21 protein-coding genes are annotated in these 21,465 nt (G+C 58.7%); 7 read left to right on the top strand and 14 right to left on the bottom strand.

Features of this window, described 5'->3' with window-relative positions; all coding sequences use genetic code 11:
• Window positions 1–56: 56 nt before the first annotated feature.
• Complete coding sequence (katE, locus tag TU76_RS23465; protein WP_268794614.1) at window positions 57–2,249, bottom strand: catalase HPII; 2,193 nt, start codon at window positions 2,247–2,249, stop codon at window positions 57–59.
• A gap of 199 nt (window positions 2,250–2,448) precedes the next feature.
• Between katE and TU76_RS23460 the strand changes: the two genes are divergently transcribed.
• The 3 genes from TU76_RS23460 (at window position 2,449) to TU76_RS23450 (ending at window position 4,982) form a co-directional block, all read left to right on the top strand.
• Window positions 2,449–3,456, top strand: a complete 1,008-nt coding sequence (locus TU76_RS23460; RefSeq protein WP_019828149.1) for a methionine ABC transporter ATP-binding protein — start codon at window positions 2,449–2,451, stop codon at window positions 3,454–3,456.
• A complete protein-coding gene (locus TU76_RS23455; RefSeq protein WP_019828150.1) occupies window positions 3,456–4,130 on the top strand; it encodes a methionine ABC transporter permease in 675 nt (224 codons plus the stop codon). The genes TU76_RS23460 and TU76_RS23455 overlap by 1 nt, the downstream gene beginning before the upstream one ends.
• Before the next feature lie 81 nt (window positions 4,131–4,211).
• Window positions 4,212–4,982, top strand: a complete 771-nt coding sequence (locus TU76_RS23450) for a MetQ/NlpA family ABC transporter substrate-binding protein (protein ID WP_019828152.1) — start codon at window positions 4,212–4,214, stop codon at window positions 4,980–4,982.
• 183 nt (window positions 4,983–5,165) lie between these two features.
• Here TU76_RS23450 and TU76_RS23445 read toward each other — a convergent pair whose 3' ends face one another.
• The 9 genes from TU76_RS23445 to coxB all read right to left on the bottom strand — a co-directional run bounded on the left by TU76_RS23445 (window position 5,166) and on the right by coxB (window position 13,410).
• A complete protein-coding gene (locus TU76_RS23445) occupies window positions 5,166–5,801 on the bottom strand; it encodes an SCO family protein (protein WP_048352585.1) in 636 nt (211 codons plus the stop codon).
• Window positions 5,798–6,697, bottom strand: coding sequence for a heme o synthase (gene cyoE, locus TU76_RS23440; protein ID WP_048352584.1), 900 nt, complete (start codon window positions 6,695–6,697; stop codon window positions 5,798–5,800). The genes TU76_RS23445 and cyoE overlap by 4 nt, the downstream gene beginning before the upstream one ends.
• A complete protein-coding gene (locus tag TU76_RS23435) occupies window positions 6,685–7,734 on the bottom strand; it encodes a COX15/CtaA family protein (protein ID WP_019828156.1) in 1,050 nt (349 codons plus the stop codon). Before TU76_RS23435 ends, cyoE begins: the two co-directional genes overlap by 13 nt.
• 11 nt (window positions 7,735–7,745) lie before the next feature.
• Window positions 7,746–8,339, bottom strand: coding sequence for a hypothetical protein (locus TU76_RS23430; protein ID WP_048352583.1), 594 nt, complete (start codon window positions 8,337–8,339; stop codon window positions 7,746–7,748).
• Complete coding sequence (locus tag TU76_RS23425; RefSeq protein WP_048352582.1) at window positions 8,314–9,051, bottom strand: SURF1 family protein; 738 nt, start codon at window positions 9,049–9,051, stop codon at window positions 8,314–8,316. The genes TU76_RS23430 and TU76_RS23425 overlap by 26 nt, the downstream gene beginning before the upstream one ends.
• A 7-nt stretch (window positions 9,052–9,058) precedes the next feature.
• A complete protein-coding gene (locus TU76_RS23420; RefSeq protein WP_019828161.1) occupies window positions 9,059–9,946 on the bottom strand; it encodes a cytochrome c oxidase subunit 3 in 888 nt (295 codons plus the stop codon).
• 12 nt (window positions 9,947–9,958) lie between these two features.
• A complete protein-coding gene (locus TU76_RS23415; RefSeq protein WP_019828162.1) occupies window positions 9,959–10,531 on the bottom strand; it encodes a cytochrome c oxidase assembly protein in 573 nt (190 codons plus the stop codon).
• Window positions 10,532–10,613: 82 nt separating this feature from the next.
• Window positions 10,614–12,203: a cytochrome c oxidase subunit I gene (ctaD, locus tag TU76_RS23410; RefSeq protein ID WP_048352581.1), complete on the bottom strand. Its 1,590-nt coding sequence runs from the start codon at window positions 12,201–12,203 to the stop codon at window positions 10,614–10,616.
• Window positions 12,204–12,285: 82 nt separating this feature from the next.
• A complete protein-coding gene (coxB, locus tag TU76_RS23405) occupies window positions 12,286–13,410 on the bottom strand; it encodes a cytochrome c oxidase subunit II (protein ID WP_048352580.1) in 1,125 nt (374 codons plus the stop codon).
• Window positions 13,411–13,755: 345 nt separating this feature from the next.
• Here coxB and TU76_RS23400 point away from each other — a divergent pair, with 345 nt between their 5' ends.
• Complete coding sequence (locus TU76_RS23400; protein WP_019828166.1) at window positions 13,756–14,391, top strand: hypothetical protein; 636 nt, start codon at window positions 13,756–13,758, stop codon at window positions 14,389–14,391.
• Between the two features lie 88 nt (window positions 14,392–14,479).
• Here TU76_RS23400 and TU76_RS23395 read toward each other — a convergent pair whose 3' ends face one another.
• The 3 genes from TU76_RS23395 to TU76_RS23385 all read right to left on the bottom strand — a co-directional run bounded on the left by TU76_RS23395 (window position 14,480) and on the right by TU76_RS23385 (window position 16,407).
• Window positions 14,480–15,193 carry a carbonic anhydrase gene (locus tag TU76_RS23395; protein ID WP_019828168.1) on the bottom strand — a complete coding sequence of 238 codons (714 nt, stop codon included), beginning with the start codon at window positions 15,191–15,193 and terminating at the stop codon, window positions 14,480–14,482.
• Window positions 15,194–15,283: 90 nt separating this feature from the next.
• Window positions 15,284–15,775 (bottom strand): 2-thiouracil desulfurase family protein, encoded by a 492-nt coding sequence (locus TU76_RS23390; RefSeq protein WP_048352579.1) that lies wholly within the window; start codon window positions 15,773–15,775, stop codon window positions 15,284–15,286.
• Window positions 15,772–16,407 carry a 2OG-Fe(II) oxygenase gene (locus TU76_RS23385; RefSeq protein WP_019828170.1) on the bottom strand — a complete coding sequence of 212 codons (636 nt, stop codon included), beginning with the start codon at window positions 16,405–16,407 and terminating at the stop codon, window positions 15,772–15,774. Before TU76_RS23385 ends, TU76_RS23390 begins: the two co-directional genes overlap by 4 nt.
• Before the next feature lie 152 nt (window positions 16,408–16,559).
• Between TU76_RS23385 and TU76_RS23380 the strand changes: the two genes are divergently transcribed.
• The gene (locus tag TU76_RS23380) at window positions 16,560–17,312 is read left to right on the top strand and encodes a DUF2059 domain-containing protein (RefSeq protein WP_048352578.1); all 753 of its coding nucleotides are present in this window, start codon (window positions 16,560–16,562) and stop codon (window positions 17,310–17,312) included.
• A gap of 34 nt (window positions 17,313–17,346) precedes the next feature.
• On the opposite strand, the gene bipL is transcribed toward TU76_RS23380, so the two are convergent.
• Window positions 17,347–18,288, bottom strand: a complete 942-nt coding sequence (bipL, locus tag TU76_RS23375; RefSeq protein ID WP_046809339.1) for a phospholipase BipL — start codon at window positions 18,286–18,288, stop codon at window positions 17,347–17,349.
• A gap of 108 nt (window positions 18,289–18,396) precedes the next feature.
• Here bipL and TU76_RS23370 point away from each other — a divergent pair, with 108 nt between their 5' ends.
• On the top strand, window positions 18,397–18,981 hold the full coding sequence (locus TU76_RS23370) for a DUF6436 domain-containing protein (RefSeq protein WP_048352577.1): 585 nt from the start codon (window positions 18,397–18,399) through the stop codon (window positions 18,979–18,981).
• Window positions 18,982–19,021: 40 nt separating this feature from the next.
• Window positions 19,022–21,403: a penicillin acylase family protein gene (locus tag TU76_RS23365; RefSeq protein WP_048352576.1), complete on the top strand. Its 2,382-nt coding sequence runs from the start codon at window positions 19,022–19,024 to the stop codon at window positions 21,401–21,403.
• The last annotated feature ends 62 nt before the right edge of the window (window positions 21,404–21,465 follow it).

The raw sequence follows: 21,465 nt of genomic DNA, 5'->3' as shown, positions 1-21,465 counted from the left end.
TTTACGAGAAGCAAAAGATCGCAGCTTTCAGCCTCTTCTAACGGTGTACTGCGTCCTCAGGCAGGAATCGCCTTGGCCTTCGCCTCTCGTGCCCACACCCGATGTTGCGCAATAGCCGCGAAAAATGCCTTCAGCTCCTTGGCATCTTTGATCACCAACAACCCTTCATCCGCCTGCAAATGCAGCACATCCAGCAGCTGTTTGGCTTCGCCGTGCAAAGCGATCGCCTTGAGGTGCTTGTAAGCTTCCAGCAGGTAATGCAAAGCCACGCCATCACCGCTCAAGGCCTTGATTGACGCCGCTCCACCCGGCACATACACCGCGTCGAACGCCACCGAGGGCAGGCCTTCCATCGACCCGTCCACCGCCAGCAAAGTGCCGTCAGCGGTTTTGACCGGCGCGCTGGTTGGCCCCAGCAACTTGGCATGCGCCCCTTCGGCCGCAAGCGCCTGTTTCAACACATCAATCGCCTGACCATCAACCCCGTTGGCAGCCAGAATTGCCACCTTGCGGGTTTTGATATTGCCCGCCAGCAAGTTGGCCTGACTCAGGGCCGGGGATTGAGTGACGCTGACCTTGCGTTCAGCCACAGTCCCGGCCTTCGGAGCTGGCAAGCCGAGGTTTTCGGCCACGCGCCCGGCCAGCCTCAGATCAATATTGGCCAGGATCTCGTTCACCTGGCGCGCACGGATCGTCTCGCGCTCCACCTTGCCCAGTTCAAAACTGTAAGCCGCAATAATGTGCTCTTGCTCGTGCTTGCTCATGCTGTTGAAAAACAGCCGCGCCTGGGAGAAATGATCGCTGAACGATTCACTGCGCTGACGAATCTTGTTGGCGTCGATGCGCTCCGGGTAACTCTCGAACCCGCCATCGCTGGCAGCGGGTGGCGTTTCTTTAGGCCAGCCGCCATCGATGGAATTGGGTTCGTAGGACGCACGCCCCTTGTGGATGGTGCTGCGGTGCTGGGCATCACGCTGATTGTTATGGAATGGCGCTACCGGACGGTTGATCGGGATTTCATGAAAGTTCGGTCCGCCAAGACGGCTGATCTGCGTATCGGTGTAGGAAAACAGACGGCCTTGCAGTAAGGGATCATTGGAGAAGTCGATCCCCGGCACAATATGCCCCGGGCAAAACGCAACCTGCTCGGTTTCGGCAAAGAAGTTGTCCGGATTACGGTTGAGCACCATTTTGCCCAGCGGCGTAATCGGGATCACTTCTTCAGGAATCAGTTTGGTCGGATCCAGAATGTCGAAGTCGAATGCGTGCTCATCCTCTTCGGGAATGATCTGAACGCCGAATTCCCACTCAGGATAGTCACCGGTTTCAATGGCGTCCCACAGATCGCGCCGATGAAAGTCAGTGTCTTTACCAGCCAGCTTTTGCGCTTCATCCCACACCAAAGAGCAGGTACCCACGCTCGGCCGCCAGTGAAACTTGACGAAGTTCGACTTTCCTTCGGCGTTGATAAAACGAAAGGTATGCACCCCAAAACCCTGCATGCTTCTCAGGCTTTTCGGGATGGCTCGATCGGACATGGCCCAAATGACCATATGCGCTGATTCCGGAACCAGTGAGACGAAGTCCCAGAAAGTGTCATGGGCCGAGCCACCGGTAGGCATTTCGTTATGGGGCTCGGGTTTTACGGCATGCACGAAGTCGGGGAACTTGATCGCATCCTGAATGAAGAACACCGGCATATTGTTGCCGACCAGGTCGAAATTACCTTCGTCCGTGAAGAACTTGACGGCAAACCCACGTACGTCTCGCACCGTGTCCCCAGACCCCCTCGGACCTTGCACCGTAGAAAACCGCACAAACACCGGAGTTTTTTTACCCGGGTCCTGCAGGAAACCTGCCTTGGTCAAGGCACTGTGGGACTCATAAGCCTGGAAGTAGCCATGTGCGCCACTGCCTCGGGCATGCACGATGCGCTCTGGAATACGCTCATGGTCAAAATGGGTGATTTTTTCCCGCATGATGAAGTCTTCCAGCAGCGACGGGCCACGCGCACCGGCTTTCAGGGTGTTTTGATTGTCCGCAATCTTCACCCCCTGATTGGTGCGCAATGCCTGGTCGGTGGCGTCATCGCGGAAGGCTTCAAGGCTTTCCAGTTTGACGTTGCTGTTGCCACGATCCAAGGTGTCGGTGCCGGCCATCTGGCTCTTATTGGAAGACGGTTTTTTGCTACTCATCAGACTAAACTCCTTGTTTGCGAAAGCCCCATGAGTCGGGCTTTGTAGACAAATTTCCCGAGGCGGGATGCGAGCTGCTTAAGTACTGACGCCTTGCCTTTGCCGTCGTTCCTTTTTTCTGACCTTTAGTCGTCTTATTGCCAAATCAAAGGATCCTGCGCAAATAAATGCTAAGAGCCTCTATACGAGCACGATAAGATGCGTGCCCGGCTTACCGCTGAACTTCTATTTACGCGCCCACAAGGTTCGCTACGTGATTGAGTTTCATAACGTTCATAAAACTTACCGGGTTGCCGGTAAGGACATTCCCGCGCTGCACTCCACCACTTTGCGTGTTGAGAGCGGCCAGGTGTTCGGCCTGATTGGCCACTCCGGTGCGGGTAAAAGTACATTGCTGCGCCTGATCAACCGTCTCGAGACCCCGAGCGGCGGCAAGATCATTGTCGACAACGAAGACGTCACCGCGATGGACGCCAACGGCCTGCGTCGTTTGCGCCAGCAAGTCGGCATGATCTTCCAGCATTTCAACCTGCTGGCTTCCAAGACCGTTGCTGACAACGTAGCAATGCCGCTGACACTGGCCGGTGAATTGTCCCGCAGTGCCATCGAGCAACGCGTAGCCGAGTTGCTCGAGCGCGTGGGCTTGTCCGAGCACGCCAAAAAATACCCGGCGCAACTTTCGGGCGGCCAGAAACAACGCGTGGGCATTGCCCGTGCCCTGGCCACCAAACCCAAGGTTTTGCTGTGCGACGAAGCCACCAGTGCCCTCGACCCGCAAACCACCGCCTCGGTGCTGCAACTGCTGGCCGAAATCAACCGGGAACTGAAGCTGACCATCGTGTTGATCACCCACGAGATGGATGTGATCCGACGCGTGTGTGATGAAGTGGCCGTGATGGATGCCGGCGTAATTGTCGAGCAAGGCCCGGTGGCGCAGGTGTTTTTGCACCCCACGCACCCGACCACCAAGCGTTTTGTGCAGGAAGACGAGCAGGTAGACGAGAGCGAGCAGCGCGACGATTTCGCCCATGTCCCAGGCCGTATCGTACGCCTGACCTTCCAGGGCGAATCTACCTACGCGCCGTTGCTGGGCACCATCGCCCGCGAAACGGGTGTGGACTACAGCATCCTGGCTGGTCGCATTGACCGCATCAAAGACACCCCTTATGGGCAACTGACCCTCGCCATCACCGGTGGGGACATGGAAGCGGCTTTCGCCAGCTTCGTTGCCGCTGACGTTCATATGGAGGTGCTGCGCTAATGGACGCTTTCTTGAGTTTTTTCTCCAACATCGACTGGCTGGAAATCTGGCTGGCCACCGGCGACACCCTGATGATGCTCGGCGGTTCGCTGCTGTTCACCATCGTGCTGGGCCTGCCGCTGGGTGTGTTGCTGTTTTTGTGCAGCCCGCGCCAACTGTTCGAACAAAAGACCGTGTACGCCTTTCTGTCGCTGGCGGTGAACATTCTGCGTTCGCTGCCGTTCATCATCCTGCTGATTGTGATGATCCCCTTCACAGTACTGATTACCGGCACCTCGCTGGGCGTCGCCGGTGCAATTCCGCCACTGGTGGTGGGCGCTACGCCGTTCTTCGCCCGTCTGGTAGAAACCGCACTGCGTGAAGTGGATCGCGGGATCATCGAGGCCACCCAGGCAATGGGCGCCAGCACCCGTCAGATCATCACCAGCGCCTTGCTACCTGAAGCGCGCCCCGGCATCTTTGCAGCCATTACCGTGACCGCCATCACTCTGGTGGGTTACACGGCGATGGCCGGTGTGGTCGGCGCAGGCGGTCTGGGTGACCTGGCAATCCGTTTCGGCTATCAACGCTTCCAGACCGACGTAATGATCGTCACAGTGGTGCTGTTGCTGATTCTGGTGCAAATTCTGCAAACCGTTGGCGACAGGCTGGTGGTTCACTTTTCGCGTAAGTAAACGCGACCCGCGTCAATAAACGTAACCGCCAGCCAACGGCTGGCAGATACCTGAACCCAGGTATTCACAAGGAGTTGCTGAATGAAGAAGTTATTTGCTGCTGTGGCCGCTGTTGCGGCGTTTTCGGCCCACGCGGGCGACCTGTCGGTAGCCGCTTCTCCGGTGCCGCATGCCGAGATCCTGGAGTTCGTGAAACCTGCACTGGCCAAAGAAGGCGTGAACCTTAAGGTCAAGGTCTTCACCGACTACATCCAGCCAAACGTACAAGTGGCCGAAAAGCGTCTGGACGCCAACTTCTTCCAGCACCAGCCGTACCTGGATGAGTTCAATAAGGCCAAGGGCACACACTTGGTCAGCGTTGCAGCCGTTCACCTCGAGCCGCTGGGTGCTTACTCGAGCAAGTACAAAAAGCTGGATGAACTGAAGGACGGCAGCACCGTTGTCATCCCCAATGACGCCACCAACGGCGGCCGTGCCCTGCTGTTGCTGGACAAGGCAGGCCTGATCAAGCTCAAGGACTCGACCAACATCCTGTCCACGGTCAAGGACATCACCGCAAACCCTAAAAACCTGAAGTTCCGCGAGCTGGAAGCCGCCACCATTCCGCGCGTGCTGACCCAGGTTGATCTGGCGCTGATCAACACCAACTACGCGCTGGAAGCCAAACTAAATCCGGAAAAAGATGCGCTGGTCATTGAAGGCAGCGACTCGCCTTACGTGAACATTCTGGTAGCTCGCCCGGACGACAAAGAGTCGGCTGACATGCAAAAGCTGGTGGCTGCCCTGCATACCCCGGAAGTGAAAGCCTTCATTCTGGAAAAATACAAAGGCGCCATCGTTCCGGCGTTCTAAGCACTACCTTGTAGAGACTCTGTTGCAGGTCAGGCCCTATTGGGGGAGCGAGCAGGCTCGCTCCCACAGTTGCCGTTTCCTGCCGCTGCCGCAGGCTGCGATAAGGGCAGTAGGACCTTCATAGACTGAGGGTCGCTTCGCACCCCTTCGCTGCCTTCGGCAGCGACTACAGGCTTCTTTCCCTTACTTGCGCTCAACCAACCCCGGCAATTGGGCAACCATCTTCTGGTTGTTGAACGGTGCGCGGATGAAACCTCGCTGAGTGCCGTCCGGCCCGATCAGCGCCAGGTTGCCGCTGTGATCCACGGTGTAGTTCGGTTTGCTGGTGTCCGCCGGAATAAACGGAATGCTCACTGCGTTGGCCAGTGTTTGCAGTTCCTCGATGGAAACTGGGGTCAGGCCCACAAACTGCGGGTCAAAGTAGCCCAGGTATTGCTTGAGCTGTTGCGGTGTATCGCGATTGGGGTCGACGCTGACCAGTACGATTTGCAGTTTGTCCTGCACCTCTTTAGGCAGCTCGCTTTTGATCTGACGCAGCTGAGCCAGGGTGGTCGGGCAAATGTCCGGGCAGAAGGTGTAGCCAAAAAACAGCATGCTCCACTTGTCTTTCAGCGCGTTCATCACCACCGGCTGACCGTCTTGGTTGGTCATCGTCACATCCGGCAACTGGCGGCTTTGCGGGAGCAGAATGATCCCGGCATCAATCAGGGACGTGTTGTCGCCCTGCTCCTTGCCCGACATCATTTTGTTGAACGTCAGGCCCATGACCAACGCCACCAGCGCAACGAGGATATAGACGGTTTTTTGAGTTTTAGTCATAGGTTCAACACTAGGTAGTGATCGACAAGCAGCGCGATAAACAGCAAGAACAGGTAGTAGATAGAATACTTGAACGTGTTGATCGCCGCGTGCGGCTGGGTGCCACGGTACAGCACCCACGCCCAATGCAGAAAGCGTGCGCCCAACCCTAGCGCACACACCAGATAGAGCAAGCCGCTCATGTGAATCACAAACGGCAGCAAGCTGACTGCCAGCAGCACCAAGGTGTACAGCACGATATGCACCTTGGTGTAGTGCTCGCCATGGGTCACCGGCAACATCGGGATATCCGCCTTGGCGTATTCCTCCTTGCGATGAATGGCCAGCGCCCAAAAATGCGGCGGGGTCCAGGCGAAGATAATCAACACCAGCAGCAGCGGCTCGGCGGTGACATGCCCCGTGACTGCCACCCACCCGAGTAATGGCGGTGCCGCCCCGGCCAAGCCGCCGATCACAATATTTTGCGGCGTGGCCCGCTTCAAGAAACCGGTGTAAATCACTGCATAACCGAGCAAGGAAGCCAGCGTCAGCCAGGCGGTTAGCGGATTGGTAAACACCAGCAGCAACCCCATCCCCGCCAAGGCCAACAACAGGGCGAAGGACAGCGCGCCAAGCGGTGACACACGCCCCTGAGCCAACGGGCGTTTATGGGTGCGAGCCATGACGGCGTCAATGCGCCGGTCCACCACATGGTTGACCGCCGCCGCACCGCCCGCACACAGACCAATCCCCAGATTCCCGAAGATCAGCACAGTCCAGGGCACACCGGCGCGAGTTGCCAAAAACATGCCCACCAGCGAGGTAATCAGCATCAGTACCAGCACTTTGGGTTTGGTCAGTTCCAGATAATCCCGCCACACCGCTTGCTGCGCTCGTTCGCCAATCAAGGTCGCCACGGCTGTTCTCCTTTAAGGCTGAAGGTCCAGCGGGCAAAGCGCGGGGCCCTGACTCTGACCAGTGCCGTACGCGCGTGGTAATTGACCAGCACCAGCGTGAGCAATAACGCCGCGCCACCGGCGTTGTGTGCCACCGCCACCACCAGTGGCAAACCAAACACTACATTGCTGAGCCCCAGACTGACTTGCACCGCCAGCGCCACCAGCAGTAACCCCGCCAGGCGGGTCATGCCTACCCTGCGCAACTGCCAGGCCAGGCCTAGCAGCACCAGCGTCAGCAACAACGCGCCAAGTCGGTGGGTCAGATGGATCGCCGTGCGGGCTTCACTGTCCAGTTGCCCGCCAAGGTAGTTGGGGCCGATGTGCTGGGTCAGATGAAAACCATTGGCGAAATCAGCCTCGGGCCACCATTGGCCGTGACAGGTCGGTACGTCGACACAGGCCACGGCGGCATAGTTTGAGCTGACCCAGCCCCCGAGCGCGATTTGCATGATCGCCAGCACTAACCCGGCGGTGGCCCAACGCTGCAAGCGACGCGGTACGGCCAGCGCTGGCAATACGCCAGAAAGGCGCAGGGTCAATAAAAACAACAGGCTCAAAGTTGCAAAGCCGCCCAGTAAATGCCCCGTAACAACCTGCGGCCACAATTTGAGCGTTACCGTCCACATGCCAAAAGCCGCCTGGGCGATCACCACCAGTAAAATGAACAACGGCAGCTTGAGCGGTTGATCCGGCAAACGACGTTGCCGCCACGCCCGCGCCGCCAGCAGCACAATCAATAAGCCCAAGGTGCCGGCGAAATAACGATGGGTCATCTCACTCCAGCCCTTGTCGGCCTCCACGGGCGTATCGGGAAAGTGCAGTTCAGCGTGAGCCAGTTGAGCCTCGGTCTTAGGCACGCTGATAAAGCCGTAGCAACCGGGCCAGTCCGGGCAGCCGAGCCCGGCGTGGGTCAGGCGGGTGTAGGCGCCGAGCAGCACCACCACCAGCGCCAGCAGGGTGGCAAACAACGCGAGGCGAAATCCAGCTTTGGCCATGACATAGCCCTCTATCCGATATTGGACAGCTTGAGCAGGAGGCGCAGATCGTTGAGCACGTCCTTGCCGATAACCCCGGGGCCGTAGCGCAGCACCAGATTGCCGTGGGGGTCGATGATCCACAGTTGCGCGGCACCGTTGCCCTCGGCGCCCTGTGTATAAGTCGGCACGTCCAGGCTGTAGCGCTGTAACTGCGGGTATTCGAGTTGAAGTTTGGCCGCGTAGGCCGGGTCTACAGGCTGTGCAACCGCCAGCCCGTGGCTGGCACGGGAGGCATCGCGGCCCAGACCGATTTGCAGTTGGCGGGCCAGATACACCAGTTGCTGACAATCCGCTGCGCAGGCTTGTGGCGCGGTCACCAGCAATTGCCAGCGCTGCTCATCGGCAGCTACCCCAAGGGCGGCCCGGGTTTGCCCGTCGCCGATCAGCTCACCGTGATAGCTACGGCTGTCGGGCACCCAGAATTTGAGTTTGTACATGCCCGTGGCCAACACCATGGGGCCAACGGTAAGCAGCAAAATAAGGATCAGTTGCAACCGCCCGCGCCGACGTGCAGCCGGGGACGGGACGCGTGCGATATCAGGCTGATTGATGGCCGTTCCCATGGCGTTTCTCCTGAGCAGTGTGCCAACCGAGGTACAGATAAAGACCGAGCAAGGCCAGCGCCATCGCGAACCACTGCACGGCATAAGCGGTGTGTTTCTCCGGGCCCATGCCCGTGGAGATCAGCGGCCAGTCGGCCTGATACGCTGCGGGGCCCGGAGCGATGCGCACCTCTTTGGCAAAGCCTTCGCGGCTTAGCTCGACCCACAATTTGTCAGGGGTCACTGCCGTCACCAGCCGTGGCCAGGGCGCGTCCGACGGATCGGCGTGTAACTGAAAGGGCGCGCCCGGAGACTCATAGACCCAGGCCTGGACATCCAGTATGTGTTCGGGGGTACTGAACACGGGCGGCGTCTGGCGACTCGGCCACGGCAGCCAGCCGCGGTTGAGCAACAGCCACTGCCCGCTGGCCTGATCCTGAAACGGTTGCAGCAGCTCGACGCCGACCTTGCCGTCGCGTACACGGTTGTCCAGCAGCAGGCTGTGCTGCCCATCGAAATGCCCGCGCAACTGCACGCGCCGAAAGGCCGGGTCGTCAAGGGTCAACAGTTGCCCAACCGTCACCGGCGCGGCCATCTGGCGTTCGGCGTAACTGTCGAGCAGCACACGTTTTTGCTCACCGCGACCGAGCTGCCAGAACCCCAAAAACACCAGTAACGGCAGCAACGCCAACACCACCAAAGTCGGCGCGATACCGGGGCGAAAGCGCGTCATGACCGGCTCATATTACGTAAACAAACAAGAACAGACCGAGCCAGACCACGTCCACAAAATGCCAATACCACGTCGCGGCCTGAAAGCCGAACTGGTGCTCGGCAGTGAAATGCCCCCGCATGATACGAATCAGCATAATCAACAAAATCAGCGCACCAATGGTGACGTGGGCCCCGTGAAAACCGGTGAGCATAAAGAACGTCGCGCCGTAGATCCCTGAGCCAAGGGTGAGTCCCAGTTCCTTGTACGCGTGGACATATTCTTCGGCCTGGAACCCCAGAAAGCCGACGCCCAGCAGCACCGTCACTCCCAACCAGAACTTCAATGCACCTCGATGACCCTTGTTCAGTGCGAAGTGGGCGATGGTGAGCGTGATGCTGGAGCTGACCAGCAACACCGTGTTCAGCAGTGGCAAGCCCCAAGGGCTGATAGTGCCTTTGGGCGGCGGGTAAAGGGCTGGATCGGGGGTGTGCAGCAGCGGCCAGGTAAATTGAAAGTCAGGCCACAACATGTGCGCTACCCCCTTGCTGCCTTCGCCCCCCAGCCAAGGGCCCGCAAAGTGGCGTACGTAAAACAGCGCACCAAAAAACGCGAGAAAGAACATCACCTCGGAAAAAATAAACCAGGTCATGCCCCAGCGAAACGAGCGGTCTAGTTGAGCGCTGTAGAGCCCGGCACGACTCTCCTTGATGACCGCTGCGAACCAGCCAAACATCATGTAGGCGACGATCAAGGCACCGACAAAGAAGATCAGCGGCCCATGGGATTCCGGCCGCACCGCCTTCAGATCGTTGAACCAGGTTCCCAGGCCATACACCGTGACCAGCAAGCCTATCGTGGCAATGATCGGCCACTTGCTTTGCGCCGGGACGTAGTACTGATCGTGAGTTGCCATGGGGCTTTCTCCTTATCGGGAAGGCTGGTCAGCGTCCTTGCCAGCGATAGCGGCGACGGGCGGATGGCGAGCGGTGATGTCGAACAGCGTGTAAGCCAGCGTCAGGTGTTTCACATCCTTGGGCATGGCCCGATCGACGATAAAGCGCATCGGCATTTCGATCCGTTCACCCGGTTGCAGCACCTGTTGGGTAAAGCAAAAACACTCGGTTTTGTGAAAGTACTGGGCCGCTTCAGCGGGAGAAATACTCGGCACCGCTTGCGCCGACATGGGGTGGTCGGTGGGGTTGTAGGCCACAAAGACCATCTCGTTGACCGAGCCCGGGTTGACCACTAACTGATCGCCCTTGGGGTAAAACTCCCACACCATGTCGATGGCATTGGTAGACAAAAACTGCACCTTCACCTGACGACTCGGGTCCACCACTTGCTCACCTTCGTACTGCCCGGCGGTTTTGCCGTTGATACCGAAGGCCCTGCACATCACGTCGTAAATCGGCACCAGTGCGAAGCCGAAGGCGAACATCACCACCACCATCAATGACAGGCGCAGGACCAGGCGTTTGATCGGCTTTGAGTTGTTCACACCCAATCTCCTCTAGAGCAAAAGCCCCTCACCCTAGGCCTCTCCCAAAGGGAGAGGGTTGGGGTGAGGAGCTTTTGGATGTTCACTTGATCTCCGGCGGCGTTGTAAAGGTGTGATACGGCGCCGGTGAAGGCACGCTCCACTCCAGGCCTTCGGCACCGTCCCACGGCTTGGCCGGTGCTTTCGGGCCGCCGCGAATGCATTTAATGACGATAAACAGGAACAGAAACTGCGTTGCACCGAACATGAATCCGCCAATCGACGACACCATGTTGAAGTCAGAAAATTGCAGGTTGTAGTCCGGGATCCGTCGCGGCATGCCCGCAAGGCCCACAAAGTGCATCGGGAAGAAGGTCAGGTTCATGCCCACAAACGACAGCCAGAAATGCAGCTTGCCCAAGGTTTCGTCGTACATGTGGCCGGTCCATTTCGGCAGCCAGTAGTAGGTCGAGGCGAAGATCCCGAAGATTGCCCCCGGCACCAGCACATAGTGGAAATGCGCCACCACAAAATAGGTGTCGTGGTACTGGAAGTCCGCAGGGGCAATGGCCAGCATCAACCCGGAAAACCCGCCAATGGTGAACAGAATCACAAAGGCCACGGCGAACAGCATGGGTGTTTCAAAGGTCAGCGAGCCTTGCCACATGGTGCTGGCCCAGTTGAACACCTTGACCCCGGTCGGCACCGCAATCAGTAACGTTGCGTACATGAAGAACAGCTCGCCAACCAAGGGGATCCCGACCACAAACATGTGGTGTGCCCACACGATGAACGACAGGAACGCGATGCTGGCCGTGGCGTAGACCATCGAGGTGTAGCCGAACAAGGGCTTGCGCGAGAAGGTCGGAATGATCGCGCTCACAGCACCGAATGCCGGCAGGATCATGATGTAGACCTCGGGATGGCCGAAGAACCAGAACACATGCTGGAACAAGACCGGGTCCCCTCCCCCTGCCGCGTTAAAAAAACTGGTGCCGAAGTGAATGTCCATCAACATCATGGTCACCACGCCTGCCAGCACGGGCATTACTGCGATCAGCAAAAAAGCCGTGATCAGCCAGGTCCAGACAAACAGCGGCATTTTCATCAAGGTCATGCCGGGGGCACGCAGATTGAGGATGGTGGCGATCACGTTAATCGCGCCCATGATCGAACTAATGCCCATCAAATGAATAGCAAATATGAAGAACGTTACGCTTTCGGGTGCATACGTTGTGGACAGCGGCGCATAGAACGTCCAGCCGAAATTTGGCCCGCCGCCTGCAGTAAACAAGGTCGAAATCAGCAGCAGGAACGCTGCGGGGAGCAGCCAGAAGCTGAAGTTGTTCATCCTCGGCAAGGCCATGTCGGGTGCGCCGATCATCAACGGAATCATCCAGTTGGCCAGGCCGACGAACGCCGGCATCACCGCGCCGAACACCATGATCAGCCCATGCATGGTGGTCATCTGGTTGAAAAAGGCCGGAGCCACAATCTGCAGACCGGGCTGGAACAGCTCGGCGCGAATGACCATGGCGAACGAACCGCCGAGCAGGAACATGCAGAAGCTGAACCACAGGTACAAGGTGCCGATGTCTTTATGGTTTGTAGTCAACACCCAGCGCATCAGGCCTTTGGCCGGACCATGGGCCTGACCGTCTGCATGTCCGTGGTCATCGATAACAGCACTCATGTCCTGACTCCTGCTAACAGCTGGACCAAGAAGCCGGCGGCAGATTGCCCCCGACCGTCGCGTGCGCACATCACTGAGCGGCTCACTTGCCTTGCGCCTGTTTGAGCGCCAGCACGTCTTTTGGCGTCACCATGTCGCCCTTGTTGTTGCCCCAGGCGTTGCGTTCATAGGTCACGACGGCGGCGATATCGACTTCGGACAGCTGCTTGCCGAAGGCGGCCATGGCCGTGCCCGGCTTGCCGAAATACACGCGGTGCAGGTGATCGGCGGCTGGGCCGATGGCAATCGGCGAGCCCTTGAGCGCAGGGAACATGGGCGGCAGCCCCTGGCCTTCGGCCTGGTGACAGGCCACGCAGGCGGTGTGATAGACCTTGTCCCCACGGGCCACCAGCTCGTCGAGGGTCCATTCCTTGCTGGTCAGCTCCTTGAGCTGTGCAGCCTGGGCCTTGCGCTCGGTCAGCCAGGTGTCGTAGTCCGCACGAGTTTTGACATCGACCACAATCGGCATAAACCCGTGGTCCTTGCCGCACAGCTCGGCGCATTGACCCCGATAGATCCCGGGCTTCTCGACCCGGGTCCAGGCCTCGTTGATAAAGCCCGGAATGGCGTCACGCTTGACCGCAAAGGCAGGTACCCACCAGGAGTGGATAACGTCAGCCGAGGTCACCAAAAACCGCACTTTGGCGCCAATGGGCAGCACCAGCGGCTCATCGACTTCGAGCAGGTAATGCTCGCCCTTGGGGGCCTGGTTATGGATTTGATCGGCAGGAGTGGACAGGTTGCTGAAGAACTCGACGTCCTGGCCCAGGTATTTGTAATGCCACTTCCACTGATAGCCGGTGACCTGGATGTCCACATCCGACTCACTGCTGTCGTAGATATTGATGAGGGTTTTGGTCGCAGGCACGGCCATCGCGATCAGGATTACCAGGGGGATGACGGTCCAGAGAATTTCGACCGTGGTGCTTTCATGAAACTTGGCCGCCACCTGTCCGGTGGAGCGGCGGTGAACGATCATCGACCAGAACATGGCACCGAAGACGATGATGCCGATCACCACACAGATCCAGAAGATGATCATGTGCAGGTCGAAAACCGCATGACTGACTTCCGTCGCCCCAGGCGACATGTTCACGGTCCAGGCCGCATGAGCCTGGCCGAACACTGACCACAACAGCAAGCCCATCCATAGATGTGGATGTCGCATCGCGGTGCTCCCCTTTATTTTTCTTGTTATTGCGCCGGTCTGCATCTGTGAAACGGGCAGCGCTACAAGGGGGCGGTTTTAAAACCTGCGAACTCTTACCGCCGAGCCTCGTCTGCTCAAGCAGTCGGGCGTCATCGAAAAACGGTTACAAAAACGAGTATAGACACCGAGCCCAACCCCGCAATGCGAGGGGTAAAAACAATGAAATAAGCCCCATCGACAAATGGCACTCACTGCCCGGTCATAAAATGAATAACAATACTCCCCCTGAAAAAAAGGCACTCCTTGACTTGAGGAGGGCTACTTTTAAAGTAATTCCCTGCCTAGCACCCCCCTGGAGTTCCAATGAACACCGCCGCCATCCGCGTGCAGATCTCGCGTGCCCAAGAACATGAGGCCGAAACGGGCCTGCTCGCCAAGCATCTGGCCGCTCAATTGCCACACCTTCACACCGCCATTCAACTGCCTGAAGTCGACCGCAATCTGGTGATGACGCGTTTCGTCAGCGCCTATATCGACCAGGTACCCGACCTGCTGGATGCGGCCAATGAGGTCGCTCGCGAGGCCGGTATCGAATCGCAAATCAAGCCGATACTGAAAATCGCCGAACAGTTTTTTGCTCAGCCACTGCCCCTGCTCACTGGCCACGAAGGGCTTGAGGGTTTGCTGGACGAGGCTTACCTGGCGCATCGCCTGGTTGAAGAGGTCAACGATCTCTACATCAAGCACTTCCAGCAGCCGTTGATCCCGCTGGACATGACCGTGGCCAATCTGATTGCCCATCAATTGATTGGCGAAGACTTTGCCAACCAGCTGGACGCTGCCGTGCATCACGCTGTTGACCTGATGCTTAACGACGAGAGCTTCGCCCTGGAGTCGGTCGAAGCCTACCGCGAGCGCCTGACCAGCCCAGAGACCGGCGCAGCCTGGAAACGCTGGCCATGCCTGTCCAAGCAATTGGGCGTTGGTTTGGCGCTGTAACAGTGGTTGCAGGAAGACTTCAGCTGTGGGAGCGAGCCTGCTCGCGAAGGCCATTCGCGAGCAGGCTCGCTCCCACAGGTCATGCTGTTTAAAACCGCGCTTTAGGCGTCGCACTCGGGATCGGGTTGGTGCCATCCAGTGGCAGAAAGGCGCCCTTGTCGGCGTCGTAGGCCTTGATCTGGCTGGTTTCGATGTCGTACACCCAACCATGAATAAACAGATGCCCGTTGGCCATGCGTGATGCCACCGACGGGTGCGTGCGCAAGTGCTGCAACTGGGCGATCACGTTCTCTTCGGTCAGCACGTGCATGCTTTCGGCCTCGTTGGCGCAGTTACAGTTGTCCTGCACCATGGTCTTGGCCACTTCAACATGATGCAACCAGGCTTTTACCGTCGGCATTTTTTTCAGGCTGGCGGGGTTGAGCACTGCACGCATCGCACCGCAATCGGAATGCCCGCAAATGATGATGTGCTGCACACCCAGTGCCAGTACCGCGTACTCGATGGCTGTCGAAACACCACCATTCATCTGACCGTAAGGTGGCACAACGTTGCCAACGTTGCGGGTCACGAACAAATCACCCGGCGCGCTTTGGGTGATCAGCTCCGGCACGATTCGCGAATCGGCGCAGGCGATAAACATCGCACGCGGGCTTTGTGCCGTGGCGAGTTTTTTGAAAAAGGCTTCTTGTTCAGGGAAGATTTCGTGATGAAAGTGCAGAAAGCCATCAACGATATGGTGCAGTGCTGTATCAGCACTTTCAGCCGCGGCCGAGGGCTGTGGTTTAGGCTTGTCAGTCATCGGTATATCCCTGGGCAAAGTGGAGACGAATGTTACCTGAACTCAAATCCTGCTGAAAATACACAACCCGTAGCAACTTTCAGCAACGGACTACAAATCCAGGGCTGCCAGCGCCTGTGCCGCGTCTTCCAGTTCCAGTTCACTGAACACCTGAACGCCCGCCCGGATCAACAACGCCGCCGTCACGCCCTGCCCCTCGACCTTAACGCCGCCAAAACTGCCGTCATAGGTCAGCAAATTGCCGCAAGACGGACTGTTGGCCTTGAGGATAGCAATGCGGATACCGTGCTGCGTCACCAACTCCAGCGCCTGCTGGGCACCCGATACAAACGCTTCGGTCACATCCTCGCCTACGGCGGTCATCACCGGTGCTCTGCCCGCGAGCACATCGACCCCTTGGCCGCCGGGTATTTCCGCCGGTGCACGGGGAGTCGGCAACCCTCCCGCCACTTCCGGGCACAAGGCAACGACCCGGCCTTCAGCCTGCCATTGGGCCAATTGTGCATACGGACCGCTGGCTCCGCCGTCGTAGCGCACGGGATGGCCCAGCAGGCAGCGGCTGATCAACAGTTTGTGGCTCATAGAAATATCTCGGTGGCACGACGGCGAAACCAACCGGTCAACGACAGTCGATCACGGGTCGCAGGCATCACTTCGTGAGGGATCTCCCCTGAGAGGAATACCACCAGACAACCGCCTATAGGCAGCACGTCATAGTCGACATTTCCGTCGAGGTACATGCGCAAATGTCCACCGTGCTCGGGCAGCCAGCTCTGGTTGAGGTACACCACGGCCGACACCATGCGTCTGTCGTCGTCGCGAAAACGGTCCAGATGCTTGAGGTAGAACGCGCCGGGGGGGTACAGCGCGAAGTGGCTTTCAAAGTCCTCCAGTCCCAAAAAAAGCCTGCGATTCATGGCGACTCGCAGGCTTTCCATTAGCTCCAGATAACTGTCACAGGCCAGCGCCTCTCCCGGTTCCAGCCATTGGATATGGTCACCGCGTATACCCTCTCGAACCTCCTGCGTCAGGCCGCGTCCAACCGCTGCGGGAGTGAGTTCACCTTCAGCAGAACGTTTATGGCACTCAGCCGCTAGCTCGAGGGTCAAAGCCTCGGGCAGGAAAATATTTTGCTGTGACCATCCCTGTGCGTACAGGTCGTCGACGATGCGTAGAAACAGCGGGTGATCAGAGGGGATTGGCATGGCGCGCATAGTATCGAGCCGCCTCAAAATCTGACAGCTCCGTCTGGCTGGCAACGTCGAAAAATTTCACCTGCGCATTTAAAGCCCATTAGAGCGAGACGAATTCTCGACAAGTCCTACGCCACACCCGGACAATAGCGCCCTGCAGACAGGAGCCCCTCATGCGCCGCTTGTTTTTACTGTTAATGATGTTTTGTACGTTACCCGCATGGGCAGACAACCTTGATGATCTGTTTACGGTCGCCGGCTGGCCGCAGCAACGCGCGCATTTCAATGATGCCCTGAGCGCCGCTCAGCAGCGCTACAGCAACAATCTGCCGCCTGCGGTCTACCAGGCTCTGGTCAACAACAGTAACCAGCGTTTTGCCCCTGAGGCGATGGACAAACGGGCCAGGGACCAGATGCGCAAAAACCTGCCCGATGCAAATCCTGCCCTGAGCTTTTTTCAGTCACCGCTGGGCCGCAAGATCGTGGCCGCCGAACTGCTGGCCACCCGCCGCGATCAACTGGCCAAGCACGCGCAAGGCTTGCCACGCATGGAAGCCAGCGCCACCCGTCAACTGCTGATCAATCATTTATCCCGCGCACTGCCTGCCCGTGAAGCCGGGGCGGAAGTCAGCCTGGCCATTGCGGGCGTTGCCGCCGACAGTTTGAGCTCAATGATCCCGGGGTTGCTGGGGGGCGGTCAGGCCCAAAGCATGTTGAATGGCCAGCGCCAGCGGTTGATGGACCAGATCGCAGGTGAGCTGGATAACACGTTGCTCTACGTGTATCGCGACCTGTCTGACCCGGAACTGGAAGAATTCGTCACCTTTGCTGAATCCCCTGAAGGTAAAACCTATTACCAGGCGGCTCTGGCCGCGATCCGCGCCGGGCTAGCGGTCGGGCAAAGTACTTCAAACCTGACCCAGTAGCCTTACAACCGCACCTTCAGGATCACTGCCAACTTCAAAAAAACGTATCCAGAAAGGCGAAATACTGAGCACGTATTTCTGCGGTTTCATTCGCCAGATGGTGCCGTGCTTCAGGCAGTAACAGCACCTGCGGCTGCTTGAACCGGGTCTTCAATACTTCAAGGTTATGTTGCCAATCCACCGTCTTATCGGCCTGACCCTGAATCACCAACGGCTGGCGCACACTCGGTGATGCACCTTCAATACGCGGTATCCAGCGCGCCAGCGCCCCCACCCACGCTGTTGGCAAACGGATCGGCTGCAGCGGATCGGCTTGTAGAAACGCCAGAAAATCCGGGTCGTTGGAGTTCTCGCTAAAGCGCCGGGCAATGCCGCTGACGAAAGGGCGCAGTAAGTAATAACTGAACTTTGACCAGCCCCAGCCTTTGGGCCGAACCAGCGGCGAGAGCAAAATGGCCTGACCCTGAGCCGGGCTTTGTTCGCCGTGATTCAGCAAGTGATCGAGGACGATTGCCCCTCCCGTGCTTTGCCCGCACAGGTGCCAAGGCTGCGGCAATTGCAACGATTGCGCCTCGATAAACAACCCTTGCAGCACCGCCTGGTACTGCGCGAAATCGTCGATGCTGGCCCGCTCGCCACTCGACAGCCCATGCCCCGGAAGGTCACAGGCAATCACCACAAATCCCCGGTTCAACCCCCACTCGATCACATGCCGATACAGCCCCATGTGGTCATAAAAACCGTGAATCACAAACAGGGTTGCCACTGGCGGAGCGTCGGGCCACCACACTTGGCTCACCAGTTCGAAGCCCTCCGCGCTAAAGCGCCCCAACTGACGTTTGACCGCCGCCTGACGCTGAGGAAAATCCAGCCCATAAAAGTGCTGATATGCCAGACCCTCTCTCGATAACGGCTGACCCGCCACCAACGGCTTTAAGCTGGCGCGCAAGGTATCGGGGGCAAACGGGGCAGGCATAAGGGCTTCCAGACAGGGCGCACGAGCGCAAAACAGGCTTTATAGACCATCGATATTCATCTGTCAGGTCAGGCATGGCAAGCTACGCGACCTTCAAGGAGCTTTTGCATGCCGGTGCCCACGTTGAAAACCCTGCTGGCCTGTCTGCTGACGCTGATCTGCGCAGTGGGGTTGTGGCTCGCTTATGACTGGTTTCAGGGCCGCTACATTCGCGCCTTCAGCGATCAAACAGCGCTATTTGCAGGCGACGTGCTGAGCCTGCCCGCCGAACTGTCCGGCCCGGGCGCCATTCGCGTGGTGCACTTCTGGGACCCGGCCTGCCCGTGCAATGTGGGTAACCAGCAGCATCTCAGCGAACTGCTGGCCCATTACGTACCGCAAGGCGTCGAATTCTATTCCGTGCAAAAGGCCGGCACCCAAGACCAATTGCCATCCACCTTGGGCGCGATCAAACCCTTGGCCAACCTGCCCGGCGCCGAGCGCCTGAGCGCTAGCCCGGCCGTGGCCATCTGGGACCGTAGCGGCCAACTGGCCTACTTCGGCCCTTACAGCGAAGGCGCCACCTGCAACGCCAGCAACAGCTTTATCGAGCCGATCCTGCAAGCCCTGAGCGAAGGCCGCCCGGTCAAGGCCACCCACACCATGGCCGTGGGCTGTTACTGCTCGTGGCAGGACGATCACACCGCGCGTTGATAGCGTTGCGGCGTACATGAGCCGAACAAGGAGTAGTTCCATGAAACGCAGCCTGACCATCATTGCCCTAGTCGTTGCGTCCCTGGCAGGCGGCGGGTTCTGGTACGTGCAAAGCAAACTGCCGACACGCCAGGGCCAAGTCGAACTGACTGCACTTCAAGGGCAGGTCACGGTGCGTTATGACGAACGGGGGGTGCCGCATATTCGGGCGGGAAACCAGGCTGACCTGTACCGCGCCCTTGGTTATGTGCAGGCCCAGGACCGGCTGTTTCAGATGGAGATCATGCGGCGTCTGGCTCGGGGCGAGTTGGCCGAGGTGCTGGGACCCAAGCTGGTCGATACCGACAAATTGTTTCGCAGTCTGCGCATCCGCGATCGGGCGGCCAGTTACCTGACTGAACTGGATACTCAGTCCCCGGCTTTTTTGGCCTTGCAGGCGTATCTGGACGGAATCAATCAGTATCAGGCCAACAACCCCAACCCCGTTGAGTTCGACCTTCTGGGCATCACCCCACGGCCCTTTACCGCCGAAGATACCATCAGCGTCGCCGGGTACATGGCCTACAGCTTTGCTGCCGCCTTTAGGACCGAACCGTTGCTGACGTATGTGCGCGATCAACTGGGCAACGACTACCTGAAAATCTTTGACCTCGATTGGCAACCCCAGGGCGTATTGGCCCCGGCACTGGCGGCCAGCGACTGGAAAACCCTGGGCGCGCTGGCCCAACTCAGTGATCAGGCCCTGAGCCAGGCAGGTTTACCGCAATTTGAGGGCAGCAATGCATGGGTGGTCGCGGGCAAACGCACCCAAAGTGGCAAACCGCTGCTGGCAGGCGACCCGCATATCCGCTTTTCGGCGCCATCGGTATGGTACGAAGCCCAACTTTCGGCACCGGATTTTGAGCTGTACGGCTACCACCAGGCCTTGGTTCCGTTCGCCTTTTTGGGCAACAACCGCGACTTCGGCTGGAGCCTGACCATGTTCCAGAACGACGATCTGGACCTGATCGCCGAGAAGACCAACCCCGAGAATCCCGATCAGGTCTGGTACCACGGTCAGTGGGTCGACATGACCAGTACCGAGCAACAGATTGCCGTCAAAGGCCAGGCCCCGGTCACGCTCACACTACGCCAATCGCCTCACGGGCCGATCATCAACGACGTGCTGGGCGCAACGGCGGGTAACACGCCGATTGCGATGTGGTGGGGTTTTCTGGAGACGAAAAATCCGATCCTCGAAGGCTTCTACCAGCTCAACCGTGCAGACAGTCTGAGCAAGGCGCGAACGGCCGCGACCCTTATTCAAGCACCGGGGCTCAATCTGTTGTGGGCCAACACCCAGGGCGATATTGGCTGGTGGGCAGCAGCCCAGTTGCCCAAGCGCCCGGCTGGGGTTAATCCGGCATTCATTCTGGACGGCAGCACCAACCAGGCTGACAAGGACGGTTTCTACCCGTTCAGCGCCAACCCCCAGGAAGAAAACCCGGCACGAGGCTATATCGTGTCGGCCAACTTCCAGCCGCTATCGCCTGCTGGCATCGAGATTCCCGGTTACTACAATCTGGCGGACCGTGGCCAGCAGCTAAATCGCCAGCTCAGCGATAACAGCGTGAAGTGGAACCTGAAAAATAGTCAGGCCCTGCAACTGGGTACCGCCACCGACTACGGCCAGCGTGTGCTCAAACCCCTGTTGCCGGTACTGCGCGACGTGGTCAGCGATCCGGCCGAACGTCGATTGGTGGAGCAACTGGCGCAATGGAAAGGTGATTACCCGCTGGACTCGACTGCCGCCACCGTATTCAACCAGTTCTTGTACAGCCTCACTGAAGCCACCATGCGCGATAAATTGGGCGATGCCTTTTTTGACACCATGCTAACGACCCGAGTGATCGATAGCGCCTTGCCGCGCTTGGCTGCAACCCCGGACTCACCGTGGTGGGACAACCGCACGACACCGCAAAAAGAGAGCCGCGCTGACACGGTCAAAGTGGCCTGGCAGGCCAGCATTGCCCACTTGAAGGCCGTCCTGGGCGACGACCCCGGGCAATGGCGCTGGGGCCGCGCCCACACCCTGACCCACGAGCACCCGCTAGGGCGACAAAAACCTCTGGACTGGCTGTTCAATGTCGGCCCCTTCGCCGCCCCCGGCAGTCACGAAGTGCCGAACAACCTTAGCGCCAAACTCGGCAACGCACCGTGGCCGGTGACCTACGGCCCATCAACACGGCGCCTGATCGACTTTGCCGACCCGGCCCACGGGTTGACCATTAACCCGGTGGGGCAAAGCGGCGTGCCCTTCGACAAACACTACCGGGATCAGGCCGAGTCCTACATCGAAGGGGACTACGACAAGCCTCATATGGATGAAGCCGAAATCCAGCTCAACACCCGCAGCACCTTGCGGCTGATACCGGTGCGGTGAGTTGGGTGGCAAATGTTCTGTAGCCGCTGAAGAGCGCAGCGAGGCTGCGTTCGGCGGCGTAG

The organism is Pseudomonas psychrophila (genome assembly GCF_001043005.1).
Lineage (GTDB): Bacteria > Pseudomonadota > Gammaproteobacteria > Pseudomonadales > Pseudomonadaceae > Aquipseudomonas > Aquipseudomonas psychrophila.
This window is presented reverse-complemented; position numbering and strand designations above follow the sequence as displayed.